Consider the following 14,786-nt stretch of genomic DNA (forward strand, 5'->3'; position numbering starts at 1 on the left):
CTAGGGGGCGACCGCCGGTGGGGGAACTGTGGGGCACGACGAAATCGTATCGACTCTTGGTCGATCTCGACAGGATCATCGTGCCCCACGAGGGAGGTCAGTCCCCGCTCAGAAGGTGATCCACTCAGTGCGCACGGTCACGGCATCCAGCGCGTCCGGGTCGGGCGTGACGCCGATCCCGGGGCCCGTGGGAACAGTGAGCGTGCCGTCCTCGACGACGAACGGCTCGGTGATGTCGCGCGCGTAGTAGCGACCGGACCCCGAGGTGTCGCCGGGGAGCGTGAATCCCGGGAGAGCTGCGAGAGCGACGTTCGCCGCGCGGCCGATCCCGGTCTCCAGCATCCCGCCGCACCACACCGGGATGTCGTTGGCCACGCACACATCGTGGATGCGGCGCGCTTCGAGGTAGCCGCCGACCCGGCCGGGCTTGATGTTCACGATCGAGCATGCCCCGAGCGCGATGGCATCCGCGGCGGCACGGGCCGAGACGATCGACTCGTCGAGGCACACCGGGGTGGTGATGGCCTTGGCGAGCTGGGCGTGACCGAGCAGATCCTCCTCGTCGAGGGGCTGCTCGATCAGCAGCAGGTCGAACGGGTCGAGCTTGGCGAGGTGTCGGGCATCACCGCGGTGGTAGGCGGTGTTCGCGTCGACCTGCAGCAGCACGTCGTCGCCGAAGCGCTCGCGCACCGCGCGCACGGGGTCGATGTCCCAACCCGGCTCGATCTTCAGCTTGATGCGCACGTACCCCTCGTCGAGGTAGCCGCCCACAGCATCGAGCAGTTCGGGGATGGAGTCCATGATGCCGACCGAGACACCGCAGTCGACCCGGTCGCGCACGGCTCCGAGTTCGCGCGAGAGCGGCACCCCGGCGGCCCGCAGCTCGGCGTCGAGGATCGCCAGCTCGACGGCGGCCTTCGACATCCGGTGCCCCTTGAACTTCGCGAGCGCGGGGGCGACTCCACCGGCATCCAGGTCTTTCACCTGCGCGAGCGCCGGCAGCAGGAATCGGGTGATCACATCGACACTCGCCTCGACGTACTCGGAGGAGTACAGCGGGTCGTTCATCGCGACGCCCTCGCCCCAGCCCTCCGCCTCGTCGGTGACCGCCCTGACCACCAGTGCCTCACGCACGGTCTGCACGCCGAACGATGTCCGAAACGGCGACACCAGCGGCATCTCGATCACACGTAGCTCGAATCCGGTGAGCTTCATCCCTGATCTCCTCTGTCGATGGTGTACGCGCCGGAGCGGTCGAAGGAGAGCACACGCCCGCCACCCTCCAGCGATGATCCGAGCGTCTCGCGCAGCGCCAGACGCCACGCGGTCGCCCGTGCGGGCTCGGTGAGGCGCAGGGTCTCGATGTCGCGCGGCAGCGCCACCCGCACGAGGCGCGCGTCGGTGCGATGCCGGAGGGGCCCGAGATCCTCGCCCACGCTGAGCAGCGGCTCGGCAGCGGCGATGTCTTCGCCCGCGACGGCCGGCTCCCCGTGACAGGCGGCCACGACCCGGGGATCGCGCACGTACCAGGTGACCAGCATCCGATCGGTGTCGTCGGCCCCGTTGAGGGCATCGGCCATGTGTCCGTAGAAGTTGCGGTGGTACGACGTCGGCGTCGCGGCCAGCTTCACGAGGTTGAAGTGCGCGTTCCGGCTGATGAGCGGATCGAACGTCCAGGAGATCTCGTCGAGCCCCTCCTCCATCGCCCAGGCGCGCTGATGCACCTTCAGGGCGAAGCCGACGCTGCGCCCGCGCATCCGTGAGGAGACGCCGGCGATGTGACTGTGCAGGGCGCGCTGATCAGGGGCAGCGAAGAACCCGAAGCAGGCGCCGACCAGCTCGTCGTCCTCGAACGCCCCGCCCACGTAGCTGCCGGCCTTCGACAGCGCACGCAGCGTCTCGACGTTCACGGGCGAGTTCTCGCCCTCCTTGGTCCAGATGCTCTGGAACAGGTCGGCGACCCTGGCGAAGTCGCCCACATCCTCGAGCAGTCGGATCTCCACCCCCGCCATCGATGCGGCAGCGCTCGCCGCATCGGCGGCCTCCTGGGGTGAGGCGCTGAAAGCTGCGGCATCCGTCATGCTCATGCCCTTCCTCCGGCCGGCGCTTCTCGACCGGCCAGCGCCGAGGAGATCAGTCCCTGCAGCAGCAGGATGCGCTCGGGGATCATCGCGACGACCACGTGCTCGTCGTCGGCGTGCGCGCCGCCGCCCACCGCACCCAAGCCGTCGAGGGTCGGCACGCCGATTCCGGCGGTGAAGTTGCCGTCGGAGGCTCCGCCCACCGCGACGCCTGCGAACGGCGCCAGTCCGGCGGTCTCGGCGATCGTCACGGCCGCTGCGAAGAGCTCCGCCGAGGCGTCGGGCTCCATCGGCAGACGATTCGCGCCGCCCTCCACGCGCACGGACGCGCCGGGGAGCGTGGCCGGGATCGCGCGGAGAGCCGCGTCGACCCTGTCCTGCTCCGCGATGGTGCGCACGCGGACATCGACCGCGAACTCCGCCGCTGCCGGCACCGTGTTCGTGGTGCTGCCGGCCCGCACGAGCGTCGGGGTCACGCTCGTGCCCGCCGACGCGTCACCGAGCTCGGCGATCGCGAGGAGAAGGTGGGCCGTCTCGATCGCGGCGTTCACCCCGCGTTCCGGTTCGAGCCCGGCGTGAGCCGCCCGGCCGGAGACATGCACCCGGTAGAGCGACACGCCCTTGCGCGCGATCTTCACAGCTCCGCCGTCGGCCGAGGCCTCGAGCACGAAAGTCGCGGCGCAGCCGAGCGCCTCCTGCTCGATCAACGCGCGCGAGCTGGGGGAGCCGAGCTCCTCGTCGCCCGTGATCAGGATGCTGACGCCGGTGCGATCGGGCAGCGCCGCCACGGCGTGCAGGGCCATCACGACGCCGGTCTTCATGTCGAAGCATCCGGGGCCACGGAGCACACCGTCTTCGATGCGGAACGGCAGCCGCTGCAGCGAGCCGAGCGGCCAGACGGTGTCGTGGTGCCCGAGGAGCAACACGGCGGGCTCGCCGAACCGCCAACGCAGGTGCGTGCGCCCGTCGATCACGATGCGCTCGGGCGCGACACCCAACAGCCGTTCGCCGAGGCTTGCGACGACGTCGGCGCTCCGGGCGACCGCGTCGAGGTCGTCGGACGGCGACTCGCAGGAGACGAGGGTCTCGATGTCGGCGAGGACCAGGTCGAGGTCGACATCCGCCTGCACGGTCATCACGACACCTTCGGTGCCGCGCGGACACCGTGGTGCAGATAGCGCTCGCCACTGGGCAGGGAGTAGAACACCACGGCGTGCCAGGCCTGCTCGCCCTCCGTGCGCATCACGAACTCGCCGGCGCGGACAGGCACCAGCGGATGCTCCTGCACCGGGTCGGGGAGGAGGGCCGCGAGGGGTCCGTTGAGCGTCGTGCGCATGCGCAGTCCGTCGTCGTCGCGGAAGATCTCGGTGCGCACGCCCGCCCGATCGTAGACGCCCTCGAACTCCGAGAAGTCATCGGCGAAGGGCTCTTCCGGCGGAACGAGACCGGCGGGGATCTGCAGGTCGGCGACCTCGGCGAAGATCTCCCCGAACAGCGCGTCGTACAGGTCACGGGTGTTGCCGCCGTTGGAGAGCAGCGTGACCGCCACGCCCTCATCGAGGAGGATGCGCAGGAACGACGACTGTCCGATCGTGTTGCCGTCGTGGCCGATGAGCTTGCGTCCCTCCCAGTCGAAGAGGATCCAACCGATGCCCCAGCTGTCGCCGATCGAGTACGGGTCGGGCACGTCGACCTCGTGCTGCTGCATCCGTCGCACGCTGGCTTCGGAGAGCACCCGGGTGCCGTCGGCGGCGAGCCCGCCGGTCAGGTGCATCCTGGCGAAGGCGAGCACATCGGCGGTCGTCGAGTTGATGAGACCGGCCGGCCCCATCGAGCGCGGGAGCATCCACGCAGGCGCGAGGGTCGGGCCGTCGTCGCCGACCTCGGTGTGACCGCTCGCGGCCCGGAACATGATCGCCTCCTCCGGGAGGGTGCAGGAATGCGTGAGCCCGAGCGGGGTGAAGAGCTGATCGCGCATCGCCTGGTCCCAGCTGGTGCCGGTGATCTTCTCGATCACTCGTCCGGCGAGCACGAATCCCGAATTGCAGTACGACATGGTCGCACCCAGCGGGTGGTTCTGGGCGACGCCGTCGAGCAGGGCGACGTACTTCTCGAGCGTGTCGTCGCCACGGCCGGTGTCGGTGAAGACATCGCCGTCGATCCCGCTGGTGTGGCTGAGCAGGTGGCGCATCGTCACGGTGCGGGTGACCTCGGGGTCGGAGGAGGAGAACTCCGGCAGGTAGTCGACGATCGGGGCGTCGAGGTCGAGCTTCCCCTCATCGACGAGCCGCATCACCACGGACGCGGTCCACACCTTGCCCATCGAGCCGATCTGGAACACCGAGTCGTCCGTCGTCTGGATGCCGGTGCGCACGTTGAGTATGCCGTGATGCGCATATACGGGTTCTTCGCCGAGACGGAGGATGCCCAGCGTCGCACCCGGAACCTTATGGGCTTCGGCCAGAGCACTGAGCCGCTGCTGCCAATGCCGGGCGTCGAGGCGCGCGCGCACGGGCTTGCCGGCAGGCGGTGCGTACTGCTCCACCCAGTCGATCACGCGCTGCGAGTAGTCGGCACGGTGCGAGGGCGGGCCGGAGAGCAGGAACAGGTGCGAACCGCCGGGGTAGAGCACGAGGCGCGTCGGCACCCCGCGCTCGCGCAGTGCGGTGAACCACTGCTCGGCCTGGCCGACGGGGCAGCGATCGTCGGCCGCACCCTGCAGGATGAGCGTCGGCGTGTCGACCTGATCGACCTGAGTGAACGGCGACTGCGCCGAGATGCGCTCCTCGTCGCGCCACGGCAGACCGCCGTTCTCCTTCGCCGAGAGGTAGTGGCCGAAGTCGGAAGTGCCGCCCATGGAGAAGAGGTCGGTGACCACGCCTCCGCCCACAGCCGCGGAGAAGCGGTCGTCGCGCGATGTGAGGAAGCAGGTCATGAAGCCGCCGTAGCTGTAGCCGGTGACGGTCAGCCGTGTCGGGTCGGCGATGCCCTCGGCCACGAGCTGGTCGATCGGCTCGAGGAAGTCGTTCACGTCGTTGACACCCCAGCCGCCGGACACGGCGGAGAAGAACGCGTCGCCGTAGCCGTCGCTGCCACGGGGGTTGAGGGTGAGGATCGCCCACCCGCGACGCGCGAGCACCTGGTGATAGGGGTGGATGAGGTCGGCGGCGCCGTTCCACGAGTTGTGCGGACCGCCGTGGATGTCCAGCAGCAGCGGCAGAGGACCGATGGCATCGGGATCGCGTCGCAGCCACCCTGTGACGACAGTGCCGTCAGAGATCGTGAAGCGGTGTTCCTCGGCGGGGACGAGGTCGAAGTCGGGGGCGCCGTACTCGGTGAGCACCCGCGTCGTCCCGTCGGCGAGGTCCACGAGTGCGATGTCGCCGAACGACTCCGGGGTGGCGAGCACGATCGCGGCGGAAGAGGCGGCAACCGACAGTCCGGAGACGTTCGCGGTGCCGTCGACGAGCGAAACGGCGCCCGTACCGTCCTGCGAGACGCGGTACACGTGGGAGTACCCGTTGTCGCGCAGGCAGAACACGATGTCCCCGCTGTCCGTGAACTGCGGCATCCCGCCCGGGTAGCCGGGGCCTCCGGGCATGACGTTGCGGTCGAGCTCGCCCGTGAGGTCCAGCGACTCACCGCCGTCTATCGGGAACAGCAGGAGACCGGCGTTGCCGACCTCGGTGTCGGTGCGTCCGGCTGCGACGACATGGCGTCCGTCCGGAGTCCAGCCCACGGCCGTCGCCTGCACGTCTGCGGCGCTGACCCGCACGGCCTCGCTGTTCGGGTCGGTCGAGGAGCGCACGAACACCGGGATCCGCATCGTCAGATCAGCGTCGTCGTCGGTGCTCGTGGAGTAGGCGAGGAGCGTGCCGTCGGGCGACCAGAACGGGTCGGAGGCATGGGAGCGTCCGTGGGTGAGCGCTGTGGCTTTACCGGAGGAGACATCGAGCACGTGCAGCTGCTGCACGAGGGTGCCCAGGTTCCCGGCGCCGTCGGCCTTGTAGCCGAGGCGATCGGTGGCTGTCGGCGCCGAGCGGCGAGCGAGGATCGTGTCGGTGCCCTCGCCGGGGAGGGCTGCGCTGTCGACCGGGGCGGTGAAGGCGATGCGAGTGCCGTCGGGGCTCCAGGCCGGTGCTCCCGCGCCGAGCGGAAGAGTCGTGAGCCCGCGCGCCTCGCCGCCGGCTGCCGGGAGCACCCAGATCTGGGCCGGGCCGTCTTGAGCCCGCAGGAACGCGAGCTGCGAACCGTCGGGGCTCCACACCGGGGTCGAGTCCGCGGTCGCGTGGGTCAAGGCAGCGGGGGCTCCGCCGGCCGTCGGCACCTGCCACAGTGCGCGCGTTTCGCGGTCGCCGTCGCGGTCGGTCGTCCGCAGCACGAAGGCGATGCGGGTGCCGTCCGGAGACAGCGTCGGCTGCTCGGGCGTGCGGACGGAGAGCAGTTCGTCGACGGTGACGCGGTTCATGAGAGCTCCAATCGGATGGTCAGTTCACTGTGTCCGCTGAGAGCGGTGACCGTGTTGTGGTCGCGGCCGAAACCAGGGGGAAGCTTTGGGAGGTGGGCACAGTTCCGAGTGGGGCGTCGGCATGCGTCCCGGCGAAATGACAGGCCGCACCCGCCGTACCCGAGGGCAGTGGAGGGGCCGCGATCACGCAGATCTGGCGGTCGGGTCGTGCGGCCGGACCGATCGGGCAGCGCGGGTGGAAGCGGCATCCGCTGGGCGGCGCGTGCGGATCGGCGGGCTCGACATCGACGGGTGCGAGCGGGTCGACCGCCAGCAGGTTCCCGTGCCGGGTGGGCGCGGCCTGGAGCAGATCTCGCGTGTACGGGTGCTGCGGGTCGGCGAGCACCTGTTCGGTGGGCCCGAACTCGACGATGCGCCCGAGGTACATCACCGCGACGTGATCGCTCAGATACCGCACGACCGAGAGGTTGTGCGAGATGAACAGCATCGTGAGGTCGAGCTCGCCACGCAGTTCCCGCACGAGGTTGAGCACCGAGCCCTGCACGGAGACGTCGAGCGCCGAGGTGATCTCGTCGGCGATCACGACCTCGGGTCGGGCGGCGAGCGCTCTGGCCAGGGCGATGCGCTGACGCTGTCCGCCCGAGAGCGCGGACGGGAGCGCCTGCGCGCGGTCGGCGTCGAGGCTGACGAGGTCGAGCAGACGGGCCACCTCGGCGCGTCGGGCCGCTGCGCCGCGGATGTCGCGGGGGAGGGCCTCGGCGATCGACTCGCCGATCGTCATGCGCGGGTCGAGCGAGGAGAAGGGATCCTGGAACACCATCTGGATCGGACGGCGACGGCGGAAGCTGCGCACGTCCACGCCGTCGAGCGTGATCGAGCCCTCGCTGATCGGGGCGAGGCCGATCGCCGCGCGGGCGAGCGTCGATTTGCCCGACCCTGACTCGCCGACGAGTCCGACGACCGATCCGGACGGGACGACGAGGGAGACATCGTCGACGGCGGTGAGACCTGCCCGATGCGTGCCGTAGCGCACGCTGACCTGCTCGAAACGCAGTTCGCTCATCGCAGCACCGTCTCTTCCTCTTCTGCGGCCGTCTCATCGGCAACCGTCTGATCAGCAGCCGTGGCGATCGTCACCGGCACCGGTGCCTCGCCGCTGATCGGATGCCAGCAGGCGACCCTGTGCCCTTCGGAATCCGCCTCGAGCTCGGGGTCGCTCTCGCGGCAGAGGTCGGTGGCGAGCGGGCAGCGTGCGGCGAATGCGCAGCCGACCGGGAAGGCGCCTGGTGCGGGTGGACGACCGGGGATCATCTTGAGCGGCTCGTTGCGGTCGGCGTCGAGCTCTGGCACGACCTCGAGCAGGGCCCGGGTGTACGGGTGCCGCGCGTCGGTGTGCAGCGTCGCCGCCGGCAGGTCCTCCACGATGCGGCCCGCGTACATCACGAGCACCCGGTCGCAGGTCTGCGCGACCACGGCGATGTCATGGCTGATCAGCAGGATCGCGGCGTCGGTGTCTCGCCGCACTCCGGCGAGGAGCTGCAGGACCTGGCGCTGCACGGTCACATCGAGTGCGGTGGTGGGTTCGTCGGCGATGATCAGGCGCGGGTGGTTCATGAGCCCCATGGCGATCATCGCCCGCTGCCGCATGCCGCCGGAGAACTCGTGCGGGTACTGGTGGGCACGTCGTGCGGCTGCAGGCACCCGCACCGACTGCAGGCGTTCGATCGCCCGGTCCATGGCCTGCTTCTTCGTGATGTCCTGGTGCTCGGACGCGGCTTCGGCGAGCTGCGACCCGATCCGCCTGGTGGGGTTGAACGAGGTCATCGGGTCTTGGAACACCATCGCGAGCGAGGTGCCGAGGAGGCTCCGTACCGCGCGGTCCGACGTGGTCAGCAGCGGGGTGCCGCAGAAGTCCAGCTGGGCGGCGTCGACGTGGCCGGGGCGTTCGATGAGCCGGGCGGCGGCGAGGGCGGTGAGGCTCTTGCCCGATCCGGATTCGCCGACGACGCCGATCGCCTCGCCGCGCGAGACGGTGAACGAGACGCCGCGCACCGGGGTGACCCAGCCGGAGGGGGTGGGGAAGGAGACGCGCAGGTCGTCGACGAGGAGCACCACTTCTTCACCGTCGACCTGCGCGGGCTTGGCTGCGCCGGGGAGCGCGATGGCGGGGAGGCGATGGCTGGGACGGGCCGATCGTCCGCCGAGGGCTGCGGCCGCGGTCTCGCCGAGGAGGTTGAATGCGAGTCCGGCGATCACGACGGCCACGGCTGGTCCGAGGGCTGCCCCGGGGTTCAGGTAGATGCGGTTCAAGCCCTCGCCGAGCAGGCGACCCCAGTCGTATTCGGGTACCTGCACGCCCAGGCCCAGGAAGGACAGGCCCGCGAAGGCGAGCAGTGCTGAGCCCGCCGCGACAGTCGCGTTCACGATGAGCGGCTCGCCGATGTTCGGCAGGATGTGCCGGATCAGGATGCGGAAGCGCGAGACGCCTGCGACCTGTGCGGCGGAGATGAAGTCGCGGCCCGCGATCGCCGCCGACAGGGTCTGGGTGAGCCGGGCGAACTGCGGAGCCATCGCGAAGCCGATCGCGAGCACGGCGCCCGTGGAGCCGACCCCGAAGATCACCGCGAAGAACAGGGCAAGCAGGAGGCCGGGGAAGGCGACCGCGATGTTGACGAAGCCGACGATCGGGCGCCCGACCCAGCGGGGGAGCACCGACGGCGCGGTGCCGAGCAGGGTTCCGGCGACGACGCCGATGACCACGGCGATCACTGCGAGCACCACGGAGAGCCGGGTGGCGACCAGCACACGGGCGAGCACGTCGCGTCCCAGAGTGTCGGTGCCGAGGAGGTGCGCGGCGCTGGGTCCCTGGGTGATCTCGGCGGGGTTGACCTGCTCCGCCTGGGCGCCCCAGATGATCGGGGCGAAGATCGCGCCGAGAGCGACCAGCAGCACCAACGCGAGCGCGGTGATCCCCAGTGGCGACCGGACGATGCCTGACCATGCCGTGCGTGCCGACATCATGCCTCCCTGATGGTGGATCGCGGGCTCGGGGAGATGGCGTCGATACCTGACCATGCCGTGCGTGCCGACATCATGCCTCCCTGATGGTGGAGCGAGGATCGAGGAGCGCGAGGATCACGTCGATCACGAGGTTCACGACGAGCACGCCGACGCCGTAGACGAGCACGATGCCCTGCACGACCGAGTAGTCCTTGGTGAGGATCGACTGCACGATCATGGTGCCCAGGCCCGGCCAGGCGAAGACGTTCTCGACCAGCACGGTGCCGGCGACCATGCCCGTGAGGAGGAGTCCGGTCAGGGTCAGCGTCGCGGTCATGGCGTTCGGCAGCGCGTGGCGCGAGTAGATGCGGTGCGGGGCGAGTCGCTTGGCGCGTGCGGTGCGGATGAAGTCCTGGCCGAGCACCGAGAGCACCTCGACCCGGATGATGCGCGAGAACACGGCGATCGGTCCGACCGCGAGTGCGAGCACGGGGAGGACGAGCGAGAGCGGGGCGGTGTTGCCTGCCACCGGGAACCACCCGAGCGAGACGGCGAACACGTAGACGAGGCCGACGGCGAGGAGGAACTCGGGGATGGCGGCCAGGATCACCGACCCGGTGGCGAACGCCAGCTCGAGGCCGCGTCGTCGGCCGCCGCGAGTGGCGACGGCCATGGTCACCCCGAGGGGGACGGCCACCAGCAGCACCAGCACGACCGCGAGCAGGGCGAGCTGCAGAGTCGCGGGGAGTCGGGTGGCGATGATCTCGGACACCGGCTGGCTGGTGATCATCGAGGTGCCCATATCGCCGGTGAACAGCCCGCCGATGTAGCGGAAGTACTGCACGATGAGCGGCTGGTCCAGGCCGAGCGCCGCGCGCCTGGCCTCGACGAGCTCTGCCGGGGCGTTCAGCCCGAGGGCTGCGCGCACCGGGTCGCCCGGCACGAGATGGATCATGAGGAAGGCAGCCGTGACCAGCACCCACACCGAGAGGACGAACTGCCCTCCGCGACGGACCAGGAAGGAAACCCAGGGGTTGTCCGACCGTGCGGATCTGATCAGTATCGCCTGCGTGGCGGTGGTGCTGGCCATCGGCTGTCTCCGGTCTTCGGTCTACTCGTACATGCGGATCGACGTGGGGTCGATGCCGTCGCCCTCGGTGAAGGTCGCCTTGGTCGCGAAGGTCATCCGGGAGATGTTCGCGTACGGCACCACGCTGGTCGTCTCGAACAGTGCCTCCTCGGCGGCGGCCCAGTCGTCGCAGCCCTCGCTGCCGGCCTTGGTGGATGCGGTGGTGACGGCCTCCGTGTAGTCGGGGTTGTCGATGGAGGCGAAGTTGGTGCCGTTGGGCGGGGTCGGTCCGGAGTAGAACGGCACGAGCATGCTCGGCAGCGAGACCGTCAGCGGCGCGGCGGAGATGTCCCAGTCGCCCGTCGAGAAGAGCACTTCGCTGAGGGTCGGCGAATCGACGGCGGTGACGCTGATGTCGACACCGAGGTCCTTCCAGGCGGCCTGGGCGAGTTCGGCCGCGGCGTTGCCGGCGTCTCCGAGCTGCGAGGAGTAGATCATCCGGAGGGTGAGAGTCTTGCCTTCCTTCGAACGCACCCCGTCGGATCCAGCCGTCCAGCCGGCATCGTCGAGGGCTGCGGCCGCCGCGTCGACGTCGAGCTCGGGGAGGTGCCCCGAGACGGTGTCGGCACGGCACGGGTTGGGGGATACGGTGACGAGCCCCGTCGGCACGGTGGCCTTGCCGCTGCCGATGACCTGACGCATCTGGTCGAGGTCGAGGGCCTCCATCAGGGCGTCGCGCACGGCCTGGTCGGCCGTGGGCCGTCCTTCCGCCTGGTTGAAGGTGAAGGATCCGCCCGGGGTCTCCATCGACGTGTGGAAGAGCCCCGCGTCCTCGACGCGTGCACTGTCGGGGCCGATCACCGTGGCCGCGTTGACCTCGCCGGAGAGAAGCAGGTTCGTGGCGGTGGTCTCGTTCGGGACCACGCGGAAGACCACGCTGTCGGGCAGGCCCTTCTGCTTCGGGTCCCAGTCGCCCGGGCCCCAGGCGAAGTCGTCCCGTCGCGTGAGGGTGTACTGGCTGTTGGGCGCGATCTCGGTCATCGTGAACATGCCCGTCGATCCTTCGCCCTTCGCGAGGGCGTCGGGGTCGTCGATCACCGTGCCGCACACGATCGAGATGCTGCCGATGTTCTCGATCAGGAACGAGTCGGGGCGCCCGCTGGTGACGGTGACGGTGCCGGCCTCATCGTCGCCGACTGCCGCGGTCCCCGGCTGCACCTGCAGGCCGATGAGGGGTGACGCGTTGGCGGGGTCGCCGATGTGGGTGATGTTCGCGGCCACGTCGGTCGCGGTCAGCGGCGTGCCGTCTTCACAGCTGAGACCGTCCCGGAGCGTGAAGGTCGCGGTCGTGGTGTCGGCCTCCCACGACTCGGCGAGGCCGGAGGTGATGCTGCCGTCCTCCATCACCTCGACCAGGCGGGCGTAGAGGAACCGGTCGATCGAGCGGGCGACCGACATCACGGTGACGAACGGATCCAGGCTTCCCGGATCGGTCGAGATCACCGAGGTGAAGGTCTTGCCGTCGGCGAGAACTCCGTCGGTGCTGTCACCTCCGCCGGGAGAGGCGCCGGCGGCGCAGGATGTCAGGGCGAGCGCCGCAGCGCCGAGCAGCGCGATCAGCGGGGTACGAGAACGCATCAGAAGCCTCCAGCAGTGTTCGGGATGGTGCAGGGTGATTGCGGGATGGTGCAGGGGATGGTGCAGGGGATGGTGCAGGGGATGGTGCGGGTCAGACGGTCTGTGCGCGCAGGTGCTCGACGGCGGCGAAGGCCGCACGGCCGATCGAGGCGTCGACGAGCGGCTGCCGGTCGGCGAGCGATCCGGCGCGGGTGAACACCGCCACCGCGTACTGGCGGCCGTCGGGATAGGTCACGACGCCGGCCTCGTTGCGCCAGGTGGGCAGTGTGCCGGTCTTCGCCGCGAGGCTGACCTCGCCGGGGAACCCGGAGGTCAGCCGATGCGGCCAGATCTGCAGAGCCATGGTGTCTCGTGCCTGGCGGCAGGCTTCTGCCGGTGCCGCGGTGTCGGTCCACAGTGCGTTCAACAGTGTCGCCACGTCACGCGGGGTGGAGTGCGAGGTCTTGAGCGGATGCACCACGTCGAGCGCGAGGATCTGCTCAGCGGTCGCGCCTTCGAGCAGTTCGTCCAGATCGCTGTCGGCATCACCGCCGAGGTCGGCGACCACGGTGGCGAAGAGGTCTTCGCAGCATCCGATGAGACGCGTCTTCTGAAGACCCAGATCGCTGACGACCCGGTTCACGGCGTCGGCGCCGAGGCGGTGATAGATCACGTCGGTGGCTGCGTTGTCGCTCATCGTCATCATGTTCAGCGCGAGATCACGCCAGCTCGCCTCGACATCGTCTGCGAAGCCGGCTGTGCCCACACCGCCGATGCGGTAGCGGGCCGTCACGGTGGTGCGCTCCGTCGGGTCGAGGTCACCGGCGGCGACGGCTCGGACGAAGGCGGTGAGCACCAGGATCTTGAAGACCGACGCGAGCACCACCGGCTCGTTGGCACCCGCGTTCACCTCGGGGCCGTCGACGACACCGATCTGCCGCGCGTGCAGGAAACCCGTGGCCCCGGCATCCGCGAAGATCTCGGCGATGTCCTGTCCGATGTCCGACGTGGTCGCCGTGGCCACGGTCATGCGCCGACCCGACGGTCGGCGCGTCCGGTGTGAAGGTACAGAGCACGCCCCGAGCCGTCGTCGCCCACGAACGCGTGCGGCATGTGCATGCCGTTCTGCGGTTCACGGGGGACGAGGGTGTCTCCCTCCCAGCCGACGAGTTCGACGGGCTCCGGCGCCGGGCCGAGCTCGGCGAAGATGCCCTTCATGGTGCGCTCGAGCCAGATACGACCGTCGTCGTCGATCCGGACCGTCGAGTCCGACACCGACGAGGAGTAGCTGCCGAGGATCCGCTCCACGTCGACCGCGACGGGCGACTCCGGGATCGCCGGCAACGCGGGCACCGTGACCCCGGCGAGAGCGGCGAGCACCTTCGCGGTGATCGCGTGGTACGCGTCGACGGTCCGCCCGCCGTTCGTGAGGATCGCGACGGCGATGCCTGCGGACGGGACCATGCGCAGGAACGCGTTCTGGCCGATCGTGCCGCCGTCGTGGCCGATCACGGGTCCGCCGTCCCAGTCGAAGATCTCCCAGCCGAGACCCCACGCATCGCCCATGATGCCGAGCTCGGGGAGATCGACCTGACGCTCCTGCATCGCGCGGACGCTCTTCTCGGACAGGATGCGGGTCCCGTCGGGGGCGACGCCGCCGTCGAGGTGCATGCGGGCGTAGCTCACGAGGTCGTGCGCCGTCATGGCGAGCATCGACCCGGCAGGGGCGTTCGAGCGCACGAGGCTCCAGACGGGCGCGGGGACCGGCTCGTCGCTGCCCTCGGCGGGGATGTGCCCGAGGGCTGCCCGGAACATGATCGCCTCGGAGGCCGTGGTCGCCACGTGCGTGAGCCCCAGAGGACTGGCGAGGTGCGTGCGCAGCGCCTGGTCGTACGAGGTGCCGCGCAGCACTTCGACGATGCGACCGAGCACGACGAATGCGGCGTTGTTGTACGAGAAGCGCTCGCCGGGGGTGAAGAGCTGCGGGGCATCGGCGATCGTGGCGAGGTACTTCTCCACGGCGTCGTCGCCCACGCCGGTGTCGTTGAACAGGTCGCCCTCGAACCCGCTCACGTGGCTCAGCAGCTGTCGAGCGGTGATCGCGCTCGCGGCTGCGTCGTCGCCGATCGCGAACGCGGGGACGGTGTCGCGCACCGGGGCGTCGAGGTCGAGCAGGCCCTCATCTACGAGCTGCATGATGAGCGTCGCCGTCCAGGTCTTCGTGATCGAGCCGATCTGGAAGACCGAGTCCTCGTCGGCTTCGACGCCGGTGTTGCGATTGAGGATCCCGGCGGCGGTGGTGAAGATCTCGCCACCGGCCAGGATCGCGACGGATGCTGCAGGGATATGCGCGTCGGCCAGCATCGTGGGAAGGTTCTCCCGCACCCAGCTGCCGATTTCGTTCAGGTCGGACACGTGCGCTCCTCTTCGTCGAGTGGCCGTCGTCTTCGGGGCGACGGCGATGGGGCCGAGACTATTCGCGTGCTCCGTCGACTCGTTGGTGCCCGACGACGAGACTTGCGCAGACGTTGGTTCGTCCGGACGAAGGATC

At 69.7% G+C, this 14,786-nt stretch carries 10 protein-coding genes; all 10 read right to left on the minus strand.

The genetic code is table 11. The features are described 5' to 3' along the window. Window positions 1-108 precede the first annotated feature (108 nt). Window positions 109-1,215: an o-succinylbenzoate synthase gene (menC, locus tag CQ040_RS04875; RefSeq protein WP_105526731.1), complete on the minus strand. Its 1,107-nt coding sequence runs from the start codon at window positions 1,213-1,215 to the stop codon at window positions 109-111. Next, window positions 1,212-2,087 carry a GNAT family N-acetyltransferase gene (locus tag CQ040_RS04880; protein WP_219844706.1) on the minus strand — a complete coding sequence of 292 codons (876 nt, stop codon included), beginning with the start codon at window positions 2,085-2,087 and terminating at the stop codon, window positions 1,212-1,214. The genes menC and CQ040_RS04880 overlap by 4 nt, the downstream gene beginning before the upstream one ends. Next, on the minus strand, window positions 2,084-3,217 hold the full coding sequence (locus CQ040_RS04885) for a M20 family metallopeptidase (protein WP_105526729.1): 1,134 nt from the start codon (window positions 3,215-3,217) through the stop codon (window positions 2,084-2,086). Before CQ040_RS04885 ends, CQ040_RS04880 begins: the two co-directional genes overlap by 4 nt. Beyond that, the gene (locus tag CQ040_RS04890) at window positions 3,217-6,549 is read right to left on the minus strand and encodes a serine hydrolase (RefSeq protein WP_105526728.1); all 3,333 of its coding nucleotides are present in this window, start codon (window positions 6,547-6,549) and stop codon (window positions 3,217-3,219) included. Before CQ040_RS04890 ends, CQ040_RS04885 begins: the two co-directional genes overlap by 1 nt. Before the next feature lie 19 nt (window positions 6,550-6,568). After that, entirely contained in the window at window positions 6,569-7,612 is a 1,044-nt protein-coding gene (locus CQ040_RS04895; RefSeq protein ID WP_105526727.1) for an ABC transporter ATP-binding protein, read from the minus strand. Beyond that, window positions 7,609-9,567, minus strand: a complete 1,959-nt coding sequence (locus CQ040_RS04900; RefSeq protein WP_219844705.1) for a dipeptide/oligopeptide/nickel ABC transporter permease/ATP-binding protein — start codon at window positions 9,565-9,567, stop codon at window positions 7,609-7,611. Before CQ040_RS04900 ends, CQ040_RS04895 begins: the two co-directional genes overlap by 4 nt. Window positions 9,568-9,640: 73 nt before the next feature. After that, a complete protein-coding gene (locus CQ040_RS04905; protein WP_105526725.1) occupies window positions 9,641-10,639 on the minus strand; it encodes an ABC transporter permease in 999 nt (332 codons plus the stop codon). Between the two features lie 21 nt (window positions 10,640-10,660). Next, window positions 10,661-12,256 (minus strand): ABC transporter substrate-binding protein, encoded by a 1,596-nt coding sequence (locus CQ040_RS04910; RefSeq protein WP_105526724.1) that lies wholly within the window; start codon window positions 12,254-12,256, stop codon window positions 10,661-10,663. Window positions 12,257-12,347: 91 nt separating this feature from the next. Then, on the minus strand, window positions 12,348-13,265 hold the full coding sequence (locus CQ040_RS04915; protein WP_105526723.1) for a serine hydrolase: 918 nt from the start codon (window positions 13,263-13,265) through the stop codon (window positions 12,348-12,350). Continuing rightward, the gene (locus CQ040_RS04920) at window positions 13,262-14,650 is read right to left on the minus strand and encodes a serine hydrolase (protein ID WP_105526722.1); all 1,389 of its coding nucleotides are present in this window, start codon (window positions 14,648-14,650) and stop codon (window positions 13,262-13,264) included. The genes CQ040_RS04915 and CQ040_RS04920 overlap by 4 nt, the downstream gene beginning before the upstream one ends. Window positions 14,651-14,786 lie beyond the last annotated feature (136 nt).

This window comes from Microbacterium sp. MYb54 (genome assembly GCF_002979515.1).
GTDB lineage: Bacteria > Actinomycetota > Actinomycetes > Actinomycetales > Microbacteriaceae > Microbacterium.

Coding starts and splice junctions, on each gene's coding strand:
- CQ040_RS04880 (WP_219844706.1), bottom strand. CDS start 2,087: ATGAGCATGACGGATGCCGCAGCTTTCAGCGCCTCACCCCAGGAGGCC.
- CQ040_RS04905 (WP_105526725.1), bottom strand. CDS start 10,639: ATGGCCAGCACCACCGCCACGCAGGCGATACTGATCAGATCCGCACGG.
- CQ040_RS04910 (WP_105526724.1), bottom strand. CDS start 12,256: ATGCGTTCTCGTACCCCGCTGATCGCGCTGCTCGGCGCTGCGGCGCTC.
- CQ040_RS04890 (WP_105526728.1), bottom strand. CDS start 6,549: ATGAACCGCGTCACCGTCGACGAACTGCTCTCCGTCCGCACGCCCGAG.
- menC (WP_105526731.1), bottom strand. CDS start 1,215: ATGAAGCTCACCGGATTCGAGCTACGTGTGATCGAGATGCCGCTGGTG.
- CQ040_RS04895 (WP_105526727.1), bottom strand. CDS start 7,612: ATGAGCGAACTGCGTTTCGAGCAGGTCAGCGTGCGCTACGGCACGCAT.
- CQ040_RS04915 (WP_105526723.1), bottom strand. CDS start 13,265: ATGACCGTGGCCACGGCGACCACGTCGGACATCGGACAGGACATCGCC.
- CQ040_RS04885 (WP_105526729.1), bottom strand. CDS start 3,217: ATGACCGTGCAGGCGGATGTCGACCTCGACCTGGTCCTCGCCGACATC.
- CQ040_RS04900 (WP_219844705.1), bottom strand. CDS start 9,567: ATGTCGGCACGCACGGCATGGTCAGGCATCGTCCGGTCGCCACTGGGG.